The 19,170-nt window shown below is 60.2% G+C and carries 14 protein-coding genes; 6 read left to right on the top strand and 8 right to left on the bottom strand.

Annotation, left to right across the window (positions count from 1 at the left end):
• Positions 1-69: 69 nt before the first annotated feature.
• The 4 genes from EXY20_RS04505 to EXY20_RS04490 are packed head-to-tail and all read left to right on the top strand — an operon-like array spanning position 70 to position 4,660.
• Complete coding sequence (locus tag EXY20_RS04505) at positions 70-1,809, top strand: ABC transporter ATP-binding protein (protein WP_135548107.1); 1,740 nt, start codon at positions 70-72, stop codon at positions 1,807-1,809.
• Positions 1,799-3,679: an ABC transporter ATP-binding protein gene (locus tag EXY20_RS04500; RefSeq protein WP_135548105.1), complete on the top strand. Its 1,881-nt coding sequence runs from the start codon at positions 1,799-1,801 to the stop codon at positions 3,677-3,679. The genes EXY20_RS04505 and EXY20_RS04500 overlap by 11 nt, the downstream gene beginning before the upstream one ends.
• Before the next feature lie 29 nt (positions 3,680-3,708).
• Positions 3,709-4,023: a hypothetical protein gene (locus tag EXY20_RS04495; RefSeq protein ID WP_135548103.1), complete on the top strand. Its 315-nt coding sequence runs from the start codon at positions 3,709-3,711 to the stop codon at positions 4,021-4,023.
• A gap of 46 nt (positions 4,024-4,069) precedes the next feature.
• Positions 4,070-4,660 carry a pentapeptide repeat-containing protein gene (locus tag EXY20_RS04490; protein WP_135548101.1) on the top strand — a complete coding sequence of 197 codons (591 nt, stop codon included), beginning with the start codon at positions 4,070-4,072 and terminating at the stop codon, positions 4,658-4,660.
• 164 nt (positions 4,661-4,824) lie between these two features.
• On the opposite strand, the gene EXY20_RS04485 is transcribed toward EXY20_RS04490, so the two are convergent.
• From EXY20_RS04485 to EXY20_RS04460, 6 genes are all read right to left on the bottom strand, one after another.
• Positions 4,825-5,715, bottom strand: a complete 891-nt coding sequence (locus EXY20_RS04485; protein ID WP_235885349.1) for an alpha/beta hydrolase family protein — start codon at positions 5,713-5,715, stop codon at positions 4,825-4,827.
• A gap of 23 nt (positions 5,716-5,738) precedes the next feature.
• Positions 5,739-6,614: an AraC family transcriptional regulator gene (locus EXY20_RS04480; protein ID WP_135548099.1), complete on the bottom strand. Its 876-nt coding sequence runs from the start codon at positions 6,612-6,614 to the stop codon at positions 5,739-5,741.
• Between the two features lie 380 nt (positions 6,615-6,994).
• Entirely contained in the window at positions 6,995-9,214 is a 2,220-nt protein-coding gene (locus EXY20_RS04475; RefSeq protein ID WP_167858986.1) for a helix-turn-helix domain-containing protein, read from the bottom strand.
• 188 nt (positions 9,215-9,402) lie between these two features.
• Positions 9,403-10,998, bottom strand: coding sequence for a type 2 periplasmic-binding domain-containing protein (locus tag EXY20_RS04470; RefSeq protein ID WP_167858985.1), 1,596 nt, complete (start codon positions 10,996-10,998; stop codon positions 9,403-9,405).
• 75 nt (positions 10,999-11,073) lie between these two features.
• Positions 11,074-11,955, bottom strand: a complete 882-nt coding sequence (locus EXY20_RS04465; protein WP_135548093.1) for a carbohydrate ABC transporter permease — start codon at positions 11,953-11,955, stop codon at positions 11,074-11,076.
• 1 nt (position 11,956) lies between these two features.
• Complete coding sequence (locus EXY20_RS04460; protein ID WP_135548091.1) at positions 11,957-12,937, bottom strand: ABC transporter permease; 981 nt, start codon at positions 12,935-12,937, stop codon at positions 11,957-11,959.
• A 230-nt stretch (positions 12,938-13,167) separates the two neighbouring features.
• On the opposite strand from EXY20_RS04460, the gene EXY20_RS04455 reads away from it, so the two are divergent.
• On the top strand, positions 13,168-15,597 hold the full coding sequence (locus tag EXY20_RS04455; RefSeq protein ID WP_135548089.1) for an alpha-amylase family protein: 2,430 nt from the start codon (positions 13,168-13,170) through the stop codon (positions 15,595-15,597).
• Between the two features lie 274 nt (positions 15,598-15,871).
• On the opposite strand, the gene EXY20_RS04450 is transcribed toward EXY20_RS04455, so the two are convergent.
• A complete protein-coding gene (locus EXY20_RS04450) occupies positions 15,872-17,221 on the bottom strand; it encodes a sensor histidine kinase (RefSeq protein WP_135548087.1) in 1,350 nt (449 codons plus the stop codon).
• A 3-nt stretch (positions 17,222-17,224) separates the two neighbouring features.
• The gene (locus EXY20_RS04445) at positions 17,225-17,911 is read right to left on the bottom strand and encodes a response regulator transcription factor (protein WP_135548085.1); all 687 of its coding nucleotides are present in this window, start codon (positions 17,909-17,911) and stop codon (positions 17,225-17,227) included.
• A gap of 190 nt (positions 17,912-18,101) precedes the next feature.
• Between EXY20_RS04445 and EXY20_RS04440 the strand changes: the two genes are divergently transcribed.
• On the top strand, positions 18,102-19,154 hold the full coding sequence (locus tag EXY20_RS04440) for a DJ-1/PfpI family protein (protein ID WP_135548083.1): 1,053 nt from the start codon (positions 18,102-18,104) through the stop codon (positions 19,152-19,154).
• The last annotated feature ends 16 nt before the right edge of the window (positions 19,155-19,170 follow it).

The raw sequence follows: 19,170 nt of genomic DNA, 5'->3' as shown, positions 1-19,170 counted from the left end.
CGGAAGTATCGATTTGGCCGATTGTGTCGACGCGGCCGATTGTGTCCGCGCGCAAGGAGGGACCCCGCGATGCGCAAGCTGACGCGATTCCTCAAGCCGTACTGGCTGTCATCCGTGCTGGCGCCGCTGTTGATGGTGCTCGAGGTGTGCATGGACCTGCTGCAGCCGGCGCTGATTGCCAGCATCGTCGACGACGGCATCGCCAAGCATGATTTTGCCCATATTCGCAATACCGGGCTGCTGATGATCGGCGTGGCGCTCGTCGGGCTGATCGGCGGCGCCGGCTGCACGCTGTTCTCCAGCATCGCCTCGCAGCGGTTCGCCCAGGATGTGCGCAACCGCCTGTACGAGAAGGTGCAGTCGCTGTCGTTCCGCAACCTGGACCAACTGCAGCAAGGTTCGCTCATCACGCGGCTGACGAACGACGTGACGCAGCTGCAGACGTTCGTGCAGATGACGCTGCGCACGTTCGTGCGTTTCCCGCTGCTCGTGATCGGCAGCCTGACGATGACGATCCTGATCAGCCTTCGGCTCAGCCCGATTCTCGCCGTGGCGATCCCGCTGCTGGCGCTGTTCCTGACGCTGCTGATCCGCCGCTCGTTCCCGCTGTTCCGCAGCGTGCAGGCGGGACTCGACCGCGTGAACAACGTGCTGCAGGAAAACCTCTCCGGCATCCGCGTCGTCAAAGCGTTCGTGCGCGCGCCGTTCGAGCGGAAACGGTTCGAAGCGGCCAACGGCGACTATACGAAGGTTGCGACAAAAGCGGGACGCATTCTCGCGTTGAACCAGCCGGTGCTGGGCTTGATCATGAACGCGAGCGTTGTCGCCGTGCTTTGGTTCGGCGGGCAGCTGACGCGGGACGGCGACCTCCCGGTCGGCGATCTCATCGCGTATTTGAACTATGTGACGCAGCTGCTGTCGGCGATGCTGATGCTCGGCATGATGCTGAGCTTCGTTTCCCGGGCCAAGGCGTCGGCCGACCGGGTCAACGAAGTGTTCGCCGCCGAGCCGGACATCCAGGACAGCCCCGCTGCGCGGGACGGCGTCATCCGCGAAGGAGCGGTGGAATTTCGCGACGTGTCGTTCGCTTATGCCGGCGCGGAAGGTGCGGAGGCGCTGCGCGGCGTGTCGTTCGCGGTGCGTCCCGGCGAAACGCTGGCCGTGCTCGGCGCGACCGGCTCCGGCAAAACGTCGCTCGTCCAGCTCATCCCGCGGCTGTATGACGCGGAAGAAGGAGCGGTGCTGATTGACGGCACCGATGTGCGGGACATTCGCCTCGATCATCTGCGCGCGCAAATCGGCATGGTGCTGCAGGCGACGACGCTGTTCAGCGGCACGATCCGCGACAATATCCGCTTCGGCAAGCCCGATGCGACCGACGCGGAAGTCGAGGAAGCGGCTCGCGCCGCAGAAGCCCACGAGTTTATCGCCCGGATGCCGGAAGGCTACGATTCGCAGCTCGGCCAGCGCGGCGTCAACTTGTCCGGCGGGCAGAAGCAGCGGGTCGCCATCGCCAGGGCGCTGCTGCTGAAGCCGCGCATTCTCATTCTCGACGACAGCACGAGCGCCGTCGATCCGGCGACCGAAGCGCGCATCCGCGCTTCGCTGCGCACGATCATGCGCGGGAGCACGAACATTCTGATCGCGCAGCGCATCTCTTCGGTGGCGGACGCCGACCGCATCCTCGTGCTGGAGGACGGCGCGATTGCGGCCGAAGGCACGCATCAATCGCTGCTGCGGGACAGCGAAATTTATCGGGAGATTTACCGGTCGCAGGTGCGGGAGGGGGACAACTTGCATGTCGGTTAACGAAAATGGAGGCGCCAACCGGGCCGGCGCAGAGCGCGACCACGGGCGCCCGCAGGCGATTCCGGGCCTGCCGGGTCCCGGCGGACCGGGCCGCGGCGGCGCGCCGGTGCCGAAGGTGCGCGCCCGCAACACGGGCGCAACCGTGCGCCGGCTGTGGGGCTACCTCGCCCGGCAGCGCGGCGGGCTGGGGCTCGTTTATGCGCTGACGCTGTGCGCCGCCGGCGTTGCCTTGTTCAGCCCGTATTTGCTCGGCACGGCGATCGACAAGTATGTGCTTGCGGGCGATTTGAACGATTTGCTTCGTTTGTGTGCGTTTCTGCTCGTCCTTTATTTTGCCGGTAGCGTGTTTACGTGGCTGCAAACGTACGTGATGACAGGCATTACGGGGCGCATGGTCAAATCGTTGCGGAGCGACTTGTTCGACCGTTATCAACTGCTGCCGCTGTCGTTTTTCGATCGGCAGTCCAAGGGCGACCTGATGAGCCGGACGACCAACGACATCGAAAATGTCGCCAATACGCTAAACCAGACGGTGACCCAACTGCTGACCAGCCTGATTACGCTGGGCGGTTCGTTGTTCCTCATGCTGCGACTGAATTTGCCGCTAACGGCGGTCAGCCTGATCACGATCCCGCTTGTGCTGCTGGCCACGCGTTCGATCGCGCGGCTGTCGCGGACTTATTTTGCCGGACAGCAGAAGAAGCTTGGCGAACTGAACGGTTTGATCGAAGAAACGGTGGGCGGTCAGAAGGTGGTGCAGATTTTCCGCCGGGAGCGGGAGTCGGCCGCACAGTTCCAGGCGGTTAACGGTCAGTTGACGACACAGGCCATCAAGGCGCAAATCGTCTCCGGCCTTGTCGGTCCTTTTATGAACCTGTTCAACAATCTGGGGTTCGCGCTGATCGCCGCCATAGGCGGCTGGATGGTGTACCGCGACTGGACGACGCTTGGCGTTGTGGTCGCTTTCCTGAACTATTCCCGGCAATTCGGCCGGCCGATCGCGGACCTGGCCAACCAGTACAACCTGATCCAGTCCGGCGTCGCCGGGGCCGAGCGCGTGTTCGAGATGATCGACATGGAGTCGGAATATGCGCAGCGGGGCGGGGAGCTTCCGCCGGATACGAATAAGCCGCGGCATACGCGCGGCCACGTTTCGTTTGAAGGAGTTTCATTCTCGTACCGCCCGGACACGCCGGTGTTGACGGACGTGACGTTCGAAGCGAAGCCGGGGCAAATGATCGCGCTCGTCGGACCGACCGGCGCCGGCAAAACGTCGATCGTCAACCTGGTAAACCGTTTCTACGAAACGAACGCCGGTACGATCCGGATCGACGGGACCGATATCCGCACGCTGGACAAGGACGCGCTGCGCGGTTTGATCGGGATGGTGCTGCAGGATTCGTACGTATTCTCCGGCACGATCCGCGACAATATCCGCTACGGCAAACTGGACGCGACCGACGAACAGATCCGCGAAGCGGCGCGATTGGCCAACGCCGACAGCTTCATCGCGCGTTTGCCGCACGGCTACGACACGGCGCTCGCTCCGGAAGGGAGCAATCTCAGTCAGGGCCAGCGGCAGCTGCTGACGATTGCGCGGGCGATTCTCGCCGATCCGGCGATTCTCATTCTGGACGAAGCGACGAGCAGCATCGACACGCGTACGGAAATGCATATTCAGGAGGCGATGCGCCGGCTGATGAAGGACCGGACGAGCCTCGTCATCGCCCATCGTTTGAGCACGATCCGCGACGCCGACACCATTCTGGTGCTGAACGGGGGCCGGCTGATCGAACGCGGCACTCATGCGGAGCTGATGGCGGCGGGAGGATTTTATGCGCAGCTTCACGCCAGCCAGTATGCGGGCTGAATTTTGGGGAAACGGAAGGAGTGGCAGAGATGGAAAAGTACCTGGCGATTGCCGAGCACATGAAGCACACCGACAGTGTCGCCGCGGGCTCGATGTTCGGCGCGAAGTGCCTGAAGATTGGCGGCAAAGCTTATGCCATGTTCCACAAGGGGAAAATGGTGTTCAAGCTGCCGCCGGACACGTTCCCCGCCTTGTTCGAACTGGAAGGGGTGCGCATGTTCGAGCCGATGGCGGGCGGACGGCAAATGAACGGCTGGGTCGAAGTGCCGGCGATTTACGCCGACCGGTGGGAGCCGCTCGCTTACGACGCGCTGCGTTATGTCAGGTCGCTGCCGGCGAAGTAGCGCGTGATTTTCGTTATCATGAAAAAAGCCAGGAGAAGGTGAGCGCATGTTTGCGGAGTCGGAGTATTACGATGAGACGTTTGACGGCATTCGTTGCGAGGAAGAGGAGCTGGATTCGGTTCGCTTTTACGATTGTACGTTCAGGAACTGCACGTTTGCCGGGACGACGTTCCGCGAATGCAAGTTATCCGGCTGCGCGTTCGTCGAGTGCGATTTGAACGGCATTCGCGTGACGGACAGCCACGTCTCGCAGGTGCGGTTCGAGCGCTGCCGGCTGGTCGGCGTCAATTGGACGGAGGCGGATTGGCCGCGCCTTCGGGTCGCCGGCCTGCTGGCATTCGACGAATGCGTGCTGAACCACTCCACGTTCATCGGGCTTGATCTGCCGGAATGCGCGATGCGGAACTGCACCGCCAAGGATGTCGACTTTCGCGAGGCGAATTGGTCGAACGCGGACATGAGCGGCACCGATTTCAGCGAGAGTCTGTTCGGCGAAACGAATTTGACCGGTGCGGACTTCTCGCGGGCGGCCAACTACCGGATCGACCCGGGCGGCAACCGCATCGCCAAAGCCCGGTTTGCGCTGCCCGAGGCGCTTTCGTTGCTGTACTGCATGGACATTCGTATTGACGATTAGGGTCGCTTTACACACTCTCGATCCTTCCATGCACGGGATGTACCTTCATATACGAAAGCCACCTTCATTAATGATTCGAAGGCGGCTTTCGTATATTGCTCACTATTTTGACCATAATTAACCAAGTTCCACTTTCAGTGCTGCGCCAGGCAAGATCGGACAAATCATTGATGACTGCACAGGAAATGCAACACTTCAGCGTTTAGCCATTCATGAAACTGTTCCCGATCAAATCCGGGCGGATCTTGGGATGGAAGAAATGATGGGGCTATCATCGATTCCGGAAATGGGCTCAGAAAGGAAAAGTGCCCTGCATTTTCGACGGTTCTATAATGAATCTTACTGGGCTCGGCAACTCCCCCGATAATAATTTGTGCGTGAAAAGCAGGCGTGTAGGGATCCTTCTCGGCATCAAGCATGAGGATCGGAAGGTTAACCGCACGCAATGCCCCGTCAACCCGAAACCACACCGACGCCGGAGCCAATAGAACCAGAGACTTGATTCGATAATCTGAAATAACCTCTATGATTTGGGATTGTCCGTCAGGCGACTCCTGAGGGAACGAGGTGGGTATGCCGCCTGCCGCTGCCAGCGCGGTGTAGCCTCCCAAGGAATGCCCGATGACCGAAACGGCATCGGGCATTATGTTACTGTTGAATCTCGCACACTCAAAAAACCAATCGATAGCCATACGAAGATGCTTCGGTCTGCAAGCAAGATTCTGAACGGTCCCTTCCAGGCTATTATCGTTTCGATTGTTGTACGGATGCTCGGGCATGCCGACGATAAAGCCGTTTCGCGCTAAATGCCGGGCAAGCGTCCGGTATACAAGAGGCGAACCTCCCGTACCGTGAGAAATGAGAACGAGAGGAAACTTCCCCATCAAGGGGTCTGCGTCTTTAGCCAATTCCAGCAGGTAGGGTCCCAGTCGTTCTTCTTGTTCAGGCCTGTCCGTCGGATACATTACCGTCATGGGAAAATTGATTCCCAATGAGGCGTCGAATAATTGTACTTGAGAATATCCTGCACACCCATTCCGATTATTATCTTTCATCCAAGAAAGTCCTCCAATCCTCGCTAAGTTATGCCCGGGCCAACAGGGATATAGATGTCAAATTCCGAATCTTCATGCAATGGCCCCAAGTATCTATGGTCGTAGCGTGCAAATTCCGGTTGGTTCATGCGAATTTTCCCTGATTTGGGCAGCCACGTACTGTATATATACTGGAAGGTGTCTTGTATTCTCGCTACTGTTCCTTTATGTGAGAATACAGCATAAGTCGTTGGCGGCAAGTTTCTATCGATCATTCCTTCAGGCGTCTGCCCGGTTTCGCCAATTTCGACGCAGGCGATGTAAGAGACCTCCCACTCTGTTCCGGCAAGTTCAATGAGAGCATAATAAATCGGATCTCGCTCTCGGTTTCTATCCATCTCCGCCGCGCGTTTTTTGAAGGATCTCCACAGTTCCCCAATTTGGTCGGAATGAAGACCCCGTACTTCCATTCCAGCCAAATAAAGTTCGCCCATAGATATAATTGCGGGATCGAGGGTTACGCCTTCGTGCAGATGCCGCAGCCCGACTTCATCCAACGCTTTCTTCTCCATTACCCGGAATAACGTGTCTTTCATGTCCTTCTGCTTGCGGAATTGTCCCGGGGAGATGGAGAACCGCTGTTGAAACGAACGCGTAAAAGCTTCCTGAGATGAAAAATGATAGTTGATCGCGATCTCTACGATTCTAAGGTCGGTATTAAACAAATCGTAGGCCGCATAGGTTAATCTCCTCCCCCTTATGTACTCCGGAACGGTGTTTCGCGTGACAGATTGAAATATGCGATGGAAGTGATAGGAGGAGTATCCAACCTCTGACGCAACTTCTTCCAACGCAATCTCATCGGACAGATGGGCCTCTATGTAGGCAATTGCCTGACTTACCGATTTCATGTAATTCATCTCATCGCCCCCATGGAGGTATATCAACTATAATAGGATAAGACCCTTAACTTTTGATATTTTTTGCGGAACTGGCAAGGCAGGGAGCGATACAGTCAGACATGCGGGGAGCTTACGAATGGTTACTATTCACTGTCCCCCCCAAAAAAAATTATATGTAAAAAATCACATCTAATCGGTTGTTTGGCTCGTATTGCGGCAACCTTTAGGAAATACCGCTCCGACCAGGTTCGACAGCACCATCGGGATGATCACATGCAATTGGAAGCTATTCCGTTCACGTTCCTTCTGCGGAGTGTCGCGCATTACCTGTTGCCAAATTCCCACTTGGCAGAGAGGCAGCCGCCACGGCATCGGGGATCTGCCAAGATGGTATGCCCCTACCGCGACTCCAGCCGCCGGTACTGATTGGCGTTGCGGAACTGGACCGGCGTTACGCCGAACTTCTCCTTGAACTTGGTGCAGAAGTAGGCGACGTTGCGGTAGCCGACGTCGGCGGCGATTTGCTTGACCGAAATGGCGTCGTTGATCAGCAGGTCGGACGCCTTCTGCAGCCGCGCCTGGGTGATATACTCCGAGAACGGCGTATTCGTCACTTCGCGGAACAAGGTGGAGATGTAGGACGCCGACAACGACGCCCGCCCGGCCAACGTATCCAGCGAAATGTCCTCGTGCAGGTTCTGGTCGATGAACAGCTTTAGCTCCTGCACCAGCGCCTGGTGCACATCCTTCGTATGCAGCCCGATATAGCGCGAAATATCGCGCGCGATCGCCTTGATCCAGGCGACGGTAGCCGCAAAGGAAGCCTGCCTGTATTCGGCGAACAAGTCGGAGGTCGACTTGATGTTGTCCTGAAGGTTGAGGTCGATCGTCACCTTGGACAAGACGCCGACGATATGGTGAAGCGTCAGCTCGATCGTCTCGAGATGCACCGGCTCGGCCTGAATGCGCTGCTCGTACTGGTCGATCAGCGCCTCGGCTTCGGCGGCCTCCCCGGCTTTCAGCGCGTTCTCGAACGGCTCGAACGGGAACGGGGGAGCGAGCCGGCTGCGCGCCGACACTTCCCGGTAGCTGAGCAAATAGCTCGCGCCGTACAGGAACGAATACGAGCCGGCCAGCTTGGCGTGGCGGTAGCTCAAATGAATGTCCTTCAGCGACGCGGCGAAGGAGCCGATGCCGATGCCGATGGCGAACTCGCGCCGGATCAGCAGCTGGAACTTCTCCATGTCGCCTCGGATCGACTGCCCGTCGTCGGTTTCGTCCGCCTGGACGATATACAGCACGGCGAACTCGTCCGGATGAAGCGGGATGAGTTCGTACGGGTGCAGATGGTTCGCCATTTCGAACTTCTCCATGGCGCTGGCGGCATGGGTAGGCTCGGTCTTGATCAGGGCGACGATAAACGAACGGTTCCCGTACAGATGCATCCGCTCCTCCAGCGCGGTTCCGCCGGAATGGCCGTACAGCAGCCGGATCCAGTCTTTTTTGACCAGTTCGTCCTCAAGGCTGACAATGCGCTGGTCCAGATGGTGGATGAAATGGTCGATGCGCGAATATTCGTTCGTCTGGGAAGCCGGCTCCGCCGTTTCGTAGATGTTGCGGATGTGGACCAGCACGTTCTTCAGCGGCAAATAGAAGCGGCGGGACAACACATACGACAACACAAACCCGAGCAGCAGCACGATCAGACACGCCCACAAAATTTGCGATTTCAGCTTGGCCGCATACAAGGTGACGGAACCCAGCGGCAGCACGGTGGCGTAGCTCCAGCTGTCGGCGGAACGGCCGGCCGGCAAATAGGAGACGACCACTTTGCCTTCGGGCGAATTGATCAGCTTGAAATCGAGCCCCTCCGACTTCAGCGCGGCGATTTCGGCCATGTCCTGCTCGCCGGGCGGAAGGGTGCCGAACAGCAAATTGCCGGAATGGTCGAACACGTACAGCTTTTCGCTGGAGGAATTCATCATGCTGGCGTACTCTTTTTTCAGGCTGTCGATGTTGAGGTCGATGTACAGGTAGCCGCTGATCTTGTCGCCGGTCGACATGTATGGAAGCGTATACACGTAAGTGAGCAGATCTTCCTTCGCGGACGACGTGCGCTTGAACCACTCATGGTGCTTGACGCTCGCAAGCTGCTCGATGAACGTCTGGTCCTCGAAGCGGGCGGGCTGGGCGTGAAACGTCTGGCTGTTGACGAGAAACTGCTCCTTCGTATAGTAAACGGTTACATCTTGCAGCTCGATGTTGCCGCGGCGCGTTTTGTACAAATCTTCGACAAGCTGAATGATGCGATAGCTGTTCCCTTCCCACGGATTGGAGAGGAAATACAAAAAGTCGGACGGCTGGCCCTTCGGATCTACAGTCGAAAGCACTTTGTCGGCGTACGTCTGTTCATACTTCTTCTTCAGCGACTCTTCGGTAAAATCCCTTACTTTATCGAGCCGGTACTTGCTGGACATCCCGATTTCATTGGTCATCGATTCGTTCGCTTTGGTGTAAAAGTAAGTCCCGGCCATCCCGATCAGGACAGCGGCAAAAATGCTGTAGGTGATGGTCATCCGGCGAAGGTAGTTGATGTTGACGCGTTTGAAGTATCCCACCTGAACATCCCTCTCCATCCAGGATTCGAACCGGCCGCAAAGCTGCCCGCCCCGTACCGAGATTATAGCACGGGGGCGAGGAGAGGAGCCATTTCATTATATTTGAATCGGTATCAACTTTTCGCGATTGCAGCCCAAAGAAGGATGCGAAAGCCGCATCCTTCCCGGGTTTCCAATGGAAAACGGTCTTACTTCTTGTAATTGGCCTTGTAGTAATCGTTCGCCGCCTTCGTAATTTCCGCGCCGCCGGCCGCATTCCATTTGGCGATAAAATCGTCGTAGCCTTTGTCGAGATCGATTTCGCCGGTGACGAATTTGATTAAATATTCGTCGACCATTTTGCCGAGGTCGGGGTATTTTTTGTCCGCGTCCGTCTGGAACAGCTTCTTCGAGAACATCGTCGGCACGCCGCCGGTCGCCGCGTTCTTGAAGTCGATCCGCTCTTTCGTATACGTAAAGTCCTGGAACGCAAGCACCGAGCCGCGGAACGGGTTGTAATAGTCGCCGGCGCCGTACGTGCCGCCCAGCACTTCCTGCTTGATGTTGTCGCCCGTCAGCACGGCCACGCCGTCCTTCAGGTTGAACGATTCGCCTTCCTTGCCGAAGGCGGCGAGTTTGTACGTTTCTTTGTCCGAGGTCAAGTCATTCCACATTTGCAAAATTTTCTGCATCTTCTTCGGATCTTTCTCCACCTGCGCGCCCATGCCGACGAATGCCGTGAACGGACCGTAGGAAAGCGCGGTGCCGGGGCCGTACGGGCCGGCCAGCGGTTTGCCGACGACAAGCTCGTTGCCCGGGTTGGCCGCCTTGAACGCCAACTGGTTAGCGCCGGCAACCGGATCGAAGTAGTACCAGTAGTTTTCGTCGGCGCCGATTTTGTTGCTGGCGACGTCTTTGCCGAGCTTGGTATCGTCGGTCGTGATGAATTCGGGATCGATCAGGCCGGCTTTGTACCATTTGTTGATCTGGCGCAGCGCGGCGCGGCCTTTCTCCGTCGTGATGCCAAGCTGCAGCTCGCCCTTGTCGTTTTCGCCCCACACGCTCGGCGCCACCTGGAACGCGGCGAAAATCGTGTTGAACGTCGCGAACGCCGATTTGCCCGTCGCCGAGTAGCCGTACGTGTCCTTCTTGCCGTTGCCGTCGGGATCGTCATTGCGCGCCTTGGTCAAATATTGCTCGAACTCGGTCAAGTCTTTCGGCGGCGCGGAGAAGCCGAGCTTGGTCAGCCACGCCTTGTTGTACGCCGTCAGGTAGCTGGTGGCGCCGTCCAGCCACAGGCGCGGGACCGCGTAATAGCTGCCGTCGTAGAAGGCCGGCCGCCAGGCGTCTTCGGCTTTCATGTCGGTGATTTGTTTGGCGTAGGTCGGCATCGCTTGCTCGATCGCTTTCCGGTCGATTTTGGCGAGCAGCCCCTGCGAGTGGTATTGCTGCACTTCGGTCGAGCTCCACAAGTACCAGATGTCCGGCACTTCCTTGGCCGCCAGCTTGATGTTCAACTCCTGCTGCCACGTGTCGCGGGCGACGCGTATGTTTTTGAACTTGACGTTGTATTTCTTTTCCATGTACTGCTGCACGAAGCTTTTGTCGTCGTTCGGCGGGTTGACGCCGAGCACCGTAATTTCCATCGGCGGCTCGGTTGTCGCCGCGGTCGAAGCTTTCGGCGACGATGACGCGGAAGTCGCGCCTTCGTCCTTGCTTTTGGTGCAGCCCGCGAGCGCGGCGGTGCCGGCAAGCGCTGCGGAAACGAGCAGCAGTGTCGCGAGTTTGACTCTCCCTTTTTTCATCGTGATTCCTCCCATGGCTTGATTGTATATTGAAGCGAGGCAGGCCTGTTGATCACCCCGCCGCCAATATTCGCGTTACCCTTTCAGCGAACCGACCATGATGCCTTTGATGAAATGCTTCTGCAGGAACGGATACAGCACGATGATCGGCGCCATCGTCACCATCAGCACCGCCGACTTGAGCGTTTCCTGCACTTGCACCCGGCCGCCGCTCTGCTCCATCATTTGCCGCAAGGTGTCGCTGTCGTTCGTTATAAACAGTTTGCGCAAATAAATTTGCATCACCATCTTCTTCGGGTCCTGGATGTAGATCAGGGCGTCGAACCAGGCGTTCCAGTGCGCCACCGCCACCCACACCGTCACCGTCGCCAGAATCGGCTTCGACAAGGGCAGAATGAGCGAGAGCAGGATGCGCACGTCGTTGGCGCCGTCGATTTTGGCCGACTCTTCCAGTTCCTCCGGAATGCTCATGAAGAAGTTGCGCATGATGAACATCGTAAAGGTGCTGCTCAGCATCGGCACGATCAGCGCCCAGCGCGAGTCGTACAGCCCGAGGTCCTTGATCAGCATGTACGTCGGGATGAGGCCGCCGCTGAAGAACAGCGTAAACACGATCAGCATCGTAAAAAAAGTGCGGTGCGGCAGCCGTTTCTTCGACAGCGGATAGGCGCCTAGCGACATGAGCACGATCGACAGGAAGGTGCCGACAATCGTGCGGAACAGCGTGTTGGACATGCCGACGTACAGGTTCTGCAGGTGGAACACTTCGCGGTACGCATCCAGCGACCACGTCCGCGGCAGGATGTGCAGGCCGACCCGCAGCGCGTCCTTCGGCGCGCTGAACGACAAGGAAAACACGTGCAGGAACGGGTAGAGCACAAGCACGCACAGGACGGCGACCAGCATGACGGCGACGAATTGAAAAGCGATTTCTCCGGCGGTCATTCGTTTGAACATGTCAGAACAGCCCCTCCTGTCCGGATCGTTTGATCAGCCAGTTCGCCGCAAGCACGAACACGAGAGCGACGACGTTCTTGAACAGGCCGACGGCGGTCGTGAAGCTGAACTGCATCTGCGTCAGGCCGACGCGGTATACATAGGTGTCGATGATGTCCGACACGTTGTAGACGGCCGGGTTGTACATGTTGAGAATCTGGTCGAAGCCGGCGTCGAGAATGCCCATCAGGCGGAACAGGAACATAATGACGATGACCGGCAGGATGCTCGGCAGCGTAATCGACCAGAGCTGGCGCCACTTGCCGACGCCGTCGACCTTGGCCGCTTCGTACAGCACCGGATCGATCGAGGCGAGCGCCGCCAGATAGACGATAGCCCCGTAGCCGACGTCCTTCCAGATCGCGGTGCCGACCAGGATGCTGCGGAAATAATCCGGGCTGGCGAGAAAATAAATCGGCTCGTACCCGAGCCACTTCACGACCATGTTGACGACGCCGGTCGACGGCGACAGCACGGTGATCGCCAGGCTCGAAATGATGACCCAGGAAAAAAAGTACGGCATGTACGTGATCGTCTGGGCGATGCGGGTGAAGATGCGCGAGCGCAGCTCGTTCAGCAGCAGCGCCAGCACGACCGGCGCCGGAAAGCCGAACACGATATGGTAGAGGGAGATGAGCACCGTGTTCCGCATAATCGTCGGGAAATCCGGCGAAGCGGTGAACATGTAGTGAAAGTGCTTGAATCCCGCCCATGGCGAGCCGCCGATGCCGTCCATGATGCGAAAATCCTTGAACGCCAGCTGGATCCCCCAGAGCGGTCCGTAAGAAAAGATCAGATACCAGACGACGACGGGGAGCAGCATCAGCAGCAAATATTTGTTTTTGCCATATTCCCTGAAAAGTTGTATGCGTTTGCATCGAATCGTCTGCCAGATGCCTGGTGCTGGCGCCGCTGCCGCTTCGATTGGCCGTGTGTCCTCCATGGGCCCCATCCTTTCTGTTTCTGTGCAAGGGCGGCGTTCATTGCCCGGTTGTACTTCCGAGTGTAGGAAGCGAGAGGGGGAAAGTCTATATCAATCTTTTTGAATCGATTTTGATTTCGCCGAATCGAATGGAACTGTAACGAATCGCATGTTTGTGAAATGGCGCGGCGTCCGGGCGTTGCCTATAATGAAGCTGAACGACGGACAACAATGGCGGAGGTTGAAAAGGGATGAAAATCGCGGTTGGCAAAACGGGCGAGTGGCAGTTAGCTTGCGAGGATTGGCCGGCATTATTCTTGAGCGGGTTGGTTCCTGTTGTGGAAGCGGATGGTGCTGAACTGGCTGCCGAAAAGGCGACGGTTGAGGCAGGGGAGGCGGAGGTAGGAGGATCGGCAGCGGCGTATGAGTGGGCGGGCGTTTGCCGGCTGGAGATACAAGCGGAAGCGATCGGGGCGGGCGGCGCGCGGGTGACGAGCCGCGTGCGCAGCGTCGGCCCGGCGCCGATCCGCCTGGGAGCGATCCGGCTGTTTGCGGCGGTGGCCGAACGGTCGGCGCCGGTGTTCGGGGCGCGGCCGGAGCGGGTCGTTCTAATGAAGCAATCCAACTACCGCGCCGATGTCGTGATGCTGGCGGACGCGGCAGCTGCCGGCGCGGAGCGGCTGAACGGGGCGGGGGAGCCGAACGAGGCGGAGCCGGCGTCCGCCCGGGACGTGCGCTCGGAGCATGTGTGGCTTGCCTACGACCGGGACGCGCGGCAGGCGCTGCTTGCCGGCTTCGCAAGCAGCGAGCGCTGGAACGGCGCGATCGAGCTGGCGGCGGACGGCGACGGCAACGTGCTGTCGTGGTCGGTCGGCTACGCGAGCAACGACTTGCTGCTGCAGCCGGGCGAGGAAGCGGCGCTGGAGGATTTGCTGCTGCTGCAAGGGAGCGAGCCGCTTGACTTGCTGGACGCTTACGGCGACATGACGGCGCGCGGCCAGGACAGCCGGGACGGCGGCAGCGGCCTGCCGGCGGAAACGCCGGTGTCGTGGTGCAGCTGGTATCCGTACCGGCTCGGCGTGACGGAGGAGCGGCTGCTGGAAACCGCCCGCATCGCCGCGCACCGGCTGCAGCCGCTAGGGCTCAGCGTCATCGAGGCGGACCTCGGCTGGGAGCGGGACCAACTGCCGCATACGTTCGAGGAGAATGAGCAGTTCCCGCAAGGGCTCGGCTGGCTGTCGCAGCAGCTTGGGGAGATGGGCTTCCGGCTCGGCGTGTGGAAGGCGCCGTACCAGATCAGCGAGTTCGACGAAACGTTCCGCGAGCATCCGGAGTGGCTCGTGCCGGGCGAAGACGGCAAACCCGCCGCGCTCGGCACCTGGTTCTGGAAGCCGAACGGCGACGTCTATTCGCTCGATCTGACGCACCCGGGGGCGCAGATGTGGCTGCGCGAGCGGATTCGCAGTCTGGCGGAGCGGGGCGTGACGTATTTCAAGGCCGATTTTATCGGACAGCCGGGGCTTGCCGTGACGGCGCGGCGTCACGACAAGGCGATCGGCGCCGGCCCGGAAACCGGCCGCATCGGCGCCCGCATCATCCGGGAAGAGCTGCCGGACGCGCTCATCCTGAACTGCGGCGGCCCGGAAATGCCCGGCACCGGGCAGTGGCCGCTCTTGTACACGTGTTACGACACCGGCAACACGGGGCTGATCACGTGGCCGTTCCAGCGCGACAACTTCCGCGCGCTGGCGCTGCATCTGTGGAAAAACCGCCGCTGGGGCATCATCCAGGCGTCCTGCCTGTGCGTCGGGCTGCCCGGCACGCTGGAGGAAGCGCGCATCCGCGCGACGGCGGCGTTCCTGTCGGGCGGGCAGATCGACATCTCCGACACGCTGCAGACGCTGCCCGAGGATCGCTGGGCGGTGCTCGAGGCGACGCTGCCGCCGCTTGGCAAGTCGGCGCGGGCGATCGACTTGTTCGAGCCGATTTACGATCCGGGCAGCATCGAATACGAAACGTTGTGCCGCGGCGAAACGCAGGACATCGTGCAAGTGCCGCACAGCCCGGGCAGCGTCTGGCACCTGCGCGTGGAGACAGACTGGGACGCGTGGGATTTGGCCGCCGTGTTCGCGATCGAGTCGGACGGGGACAAGATGGCGCCGCGCCGCTACCGGATCCCGTTCGAGCGGCTCGGGCTGGACGGCGGGCGCTCGTACGAGGCGTACGAGTTCTGGTCGGGGCAGTATTTGGGCCTGGCCCCGTCGCGGCGGCGCAACCCGAACGGGTACGAGCATCCCGGCGACATGCAGGACTTGTTGACCGGGGACGGCACGGGCGCGCTGGAGCTTGCTTTCACCGGGCCGGCGGTGAAGCTGATCCGCCTGCGCGAAGCGAAGCCGCATCCGTGGGTCGTCGGCACGTCGTTCCACCAGAGCGGCGGCGCGGAGCTCGCCGACGTGTCGTGGGACGCGCGGGAGCGCGTGCTGTCCGGGCGCCTGCTGCGGCCCGCGGGGCACAGCGGCTTCGTGGCGCTGGCGACCGCGGGGCTGGCGCCGGTCGCAGTCGTTGCGGACGGCGCGCCGGCGGCGATCGTGGCGGGCGCAAGCGGCAGCTGGCAGCTGCGGCTGACGACGCGGCAGGCGGACACGCGCTGGAGCGTGCGGTTCGCGGCAGCGGAGTAGGGGCGCGGCGCTGGAGCGCGGGGGCGACGAGGCCTCGTCCCCGCGCGGATTTCCAAATAGCCAATGAAAAATGGCTTATTTGCCCTCTTTTGCCCTTTTCATCGAAAATAGCCAGCGAAATTGCTGGCTATTTTCGATGAAAAGGGCGGATTCAAGGCGGTTCGGCAGTAATAGCCAGTGTTTTCATTGGCTATTATGCGTTGGCCGCGTAAAAAGGAGCGATTAAGCAACTTTTTATGGCCTATTTTCCAGATGTGGTGCCGTCTCGGGAGGTTTATACGGCTGCAGACGCAGCCGGGATCCGGCCCTCCAGCAGCGCGCCGCCCGCTTCGCGGTTGCGGTTGCTTGCGGCGAGTTCGCCTCCGTGCTGACGGAAAATCGTCCGGGCAATCGTAAGCCCGAGCCCGCTGCCGCCGGTGCTGCGGTTGCGGGACGCCTCGCCGCGGTACAGCGGCTCAAAGACTCGCTCCAGCTCCTCCGCCTGGAAGCCCGGTCCCGTATCGCTTACCCGAACATGCGCCTGGTCGCCTTCCCTTTCGCAAATGACCGTAATTTCCCCGCCATCGGGCGTATGCCGCACGGCGTTATCCAGAATGTTGTTCAGGGCCCGTTCCAGCAAGAGCGGGTCCCCGTTCACCGTGCAATCGCCAGCGCCGGCAACCCGGACGACAATGGCGATCCGCTTCTGTTTGACCGCCGGGCTCAAGCTTTCGACGGACTTCCGCACGATGCCGGCAAGATCGACGGTTTCGGCGCTGCGCACGGTTTCCTGGTACTCGAGCTTGGCATACGCGAACAGTTCCTCCACCAGTCGATCCAGCTGCGCGGACGATGCTTTGCATACGGCCACATAGTGGGCCATTTTGTCCGGCGACCGGGCAATTCCCGTCTCGAGGCCGTCCAGATAACCCCGCAGCGCAAACAGCGGCGTTCGCAAGTCGTGCGCCAGCGCGGCCATGACGAACCGGCGCTGCTCCTCCGATTCCCGCTGTTGGCGGAACGAGTGCCGCAGCCCGCTCACCATCGCTTCGAAGCTTTCGCGCACGTCGGCGATTTCGGCGATGCGGGATGCGGGCAGCCGGATGCTCCAGTCACCGTCCGCAACTTGCCGGGATGCCGCGCTCAGCCGCTCCAGAGGCTTCAGCAGAAACCGGCGCATTGCGACGGCGACGATCAAGAATGCCAGCAGAAGTCCGGCAAACAGCGCGGTCAGCGGAATCAGCTTCGGGGACTGCGGCCGGTAGACGACGACTCGCCCCAGCAACCGGCCGTCTTCGATCACGGAGAACCGCTCCGCTGCCATGGACGCGGTGCGGGTGTCCGGATCGGAGCGATAGACGATTTCGTCCGAGGCGGAACGAATGTCCGCCGCAAGCTCCGTTTCCCCAAGCTGCTGCGACAATCGCGCCTGCCAATCCGCGTCCGCCCATTGGTTCGCGCCGCTTTCGATCAGGCGTATCGTTTCGTCCACTTGCCGCTGCGTTTTTTCGTCGGGCGGCCGGTCCTGCGAGAAGCGCAGCGACTGGTGGTTCAGCACATGAGCCGCAATATAAAACAGCCAGGGCAGCAGCAGAATGAAGCAGAAACAGAGCAGGGCAAACGTTCGAATTCGCAGCTTCTTCACCTGTCAGCCTCCTTCGAACCGATAGCCGACGCCCCATACGTTGACCAGGTGGTGCGGCCGCAGCGGATCGGCTTCGATCTTCTCGCGCAGCCGGCCGATATGGACGCGAACCGTATGCTTGTCCCCAACGCCCTCCCAAAACTTCTCCAGCAATTGCTCATAGGAAAACACGTATTTGGGATGCTCGGCAAACAAGCGCAGCAACTCGAATTCTTTTGGCGTAAGCGAAGCCTGTTCCCCCGCCACAACCACTTCCCGGGTGGAGCGATTGATCTTCAGCCGTCCGTAATCGAGGATGGCTTCTTCCGGTTGCTGCCGGGAAGCGGAACGCCGCAGGACGGCCTTGACCCGGGCGACGATTTCTCCAGGCGAAGCCGTTTTGACGATATAGTCGTCCCCGCCGAGCGTCAACCCGCGAATTTTGTCCACATCGTCGCCGCGCGCGCTCAGGAACAGCACCGGAACGTCGCTTTCCTTGCGAATCCGGCGGCACAGCTCGAATCCGTTCTCTCCCGGCATCATAATATCGAGCACGATGCAATCGACGGCGTCCTGCCGGAACAACGCCCACGCTTCCGCCGCGTTGCCGGCCGTCGCTACGCGAAACCGCTCGTGCTCCAGAAAGTCCCGCAGCAGTTCCGTAATGTTCGGATCGTCGTCCACCACGAGGATCGTTTTCGTTTCGTTCATCCAATCTCACCCTTGGTACCAGTGTATCACGTTCCGCTTCGCGCCAACCAATTTGTCCCGTTTTGTGACGGTTCGGTTCGCGTTTTGTGACCGTTTGCCCGCTTCATTCGAGAGCTTCGCCTGATAGAATGAGCGGGACAATCGAAACAAAAGCTGCGTAACGGCAGCTCGCGAAACGGAGGAACGAAACATGCTTCATGTGCAAATCGTGCTTTACGACGGGTTCGACCTGCTGGATGCGGTGGCGCCTTATGAAGTGTTCTGCGCGGCGGCCTTGTATGCGCGAGGTGCGGTGAGCGTCGAACTGGTTGCGGTGGAAGGGAAACGATCGGTGCCAAGCGGTACAAGCGGAGTTGCGTTGGCGGCCGCAGGGAAGCTGAATCCCGAGAGGGGAGGAATTGTCCTCATCCCCGGCGCATCCGGCGAACTCGCCGGAGACGGACCGGATACGGTGCCGGCGATTCTCGGGCGCACCGCAGAAACGGCTTTGCCGGCATTGGTCGGCCGGGCGCTCGAACGGGAAGACGCCGTGATCGCCACGGTATGCGGCGGGTCGCTGGTGCTGGCCATGGGCGGCTTGCTTGCAGGCAGGCATGCGGTGACGAACCGTCTCGGCATGGGGTTGCTGGAAGCGACGGGGGTTATTGCCGTTCCGGCGCGAGTGGTGGACGACGGCAATTTGGTGAGCGGCGGCGGCGTCACGTCTGGGCTCGATGTGGCGCTGTATTTGCTGGAGCGCGAGTTGGGACCGCGAATTGCGTTTGAAGTGGAGCAATTGTTCGAGTTCGAGCGGCGGGGTACGGTGTGGAAAGCGGCAGGACTGGCGCCCGCGCCCGATCCGGCAACGATCCCGGACGAGGCGGAACAATCGGGCGCGGCTGCCGCAGCCGGCGATCGTGGCGGCGTGCAGCCGTCGATATTCGCGGGAGAGTGGGAGGCTATCGTCGCCACGCCGGTAGGCAAGCTGCCGGTCAAGCTGTCGATTTGGACGGAAGGGGGCGGAATTGCGGGGAAAGCGACACAGGGAGACGAAACGGTTGCTTTTGTGGATCCGGTGCTGCACCGGGATAAGCTGGTCTGGTCCATGCGGGTCACGAAGCCGATGCGCCTGCAGTTGAAATTCGAAGTCACGGCGGACGGCGATCGCCTGACGGGCGTTGCCAAGGCCGGCATCCTGCCGGCGTCCAAAGTAAGCGGCACGCGGATCTCCCGCTCTGTGGCGACGGACGGCCGAAAGCCGTGAGTGGGTGGAAGGGAGG

This window comes from Paenibacillus cymbidii (assembly GCF_004764705.1).
GTDB classification, from domain to species: Bacteria; Bacillota; Bacilli; order Paenibacillales; family NBRC-103111; genus Paenibacillus_AN; species Paenibacillus_AN cymbidii.
Note: the sequence above shows the minus strand (reverse complement) of the source record. Positions and strands in the feature narration are given on the sequence as shown.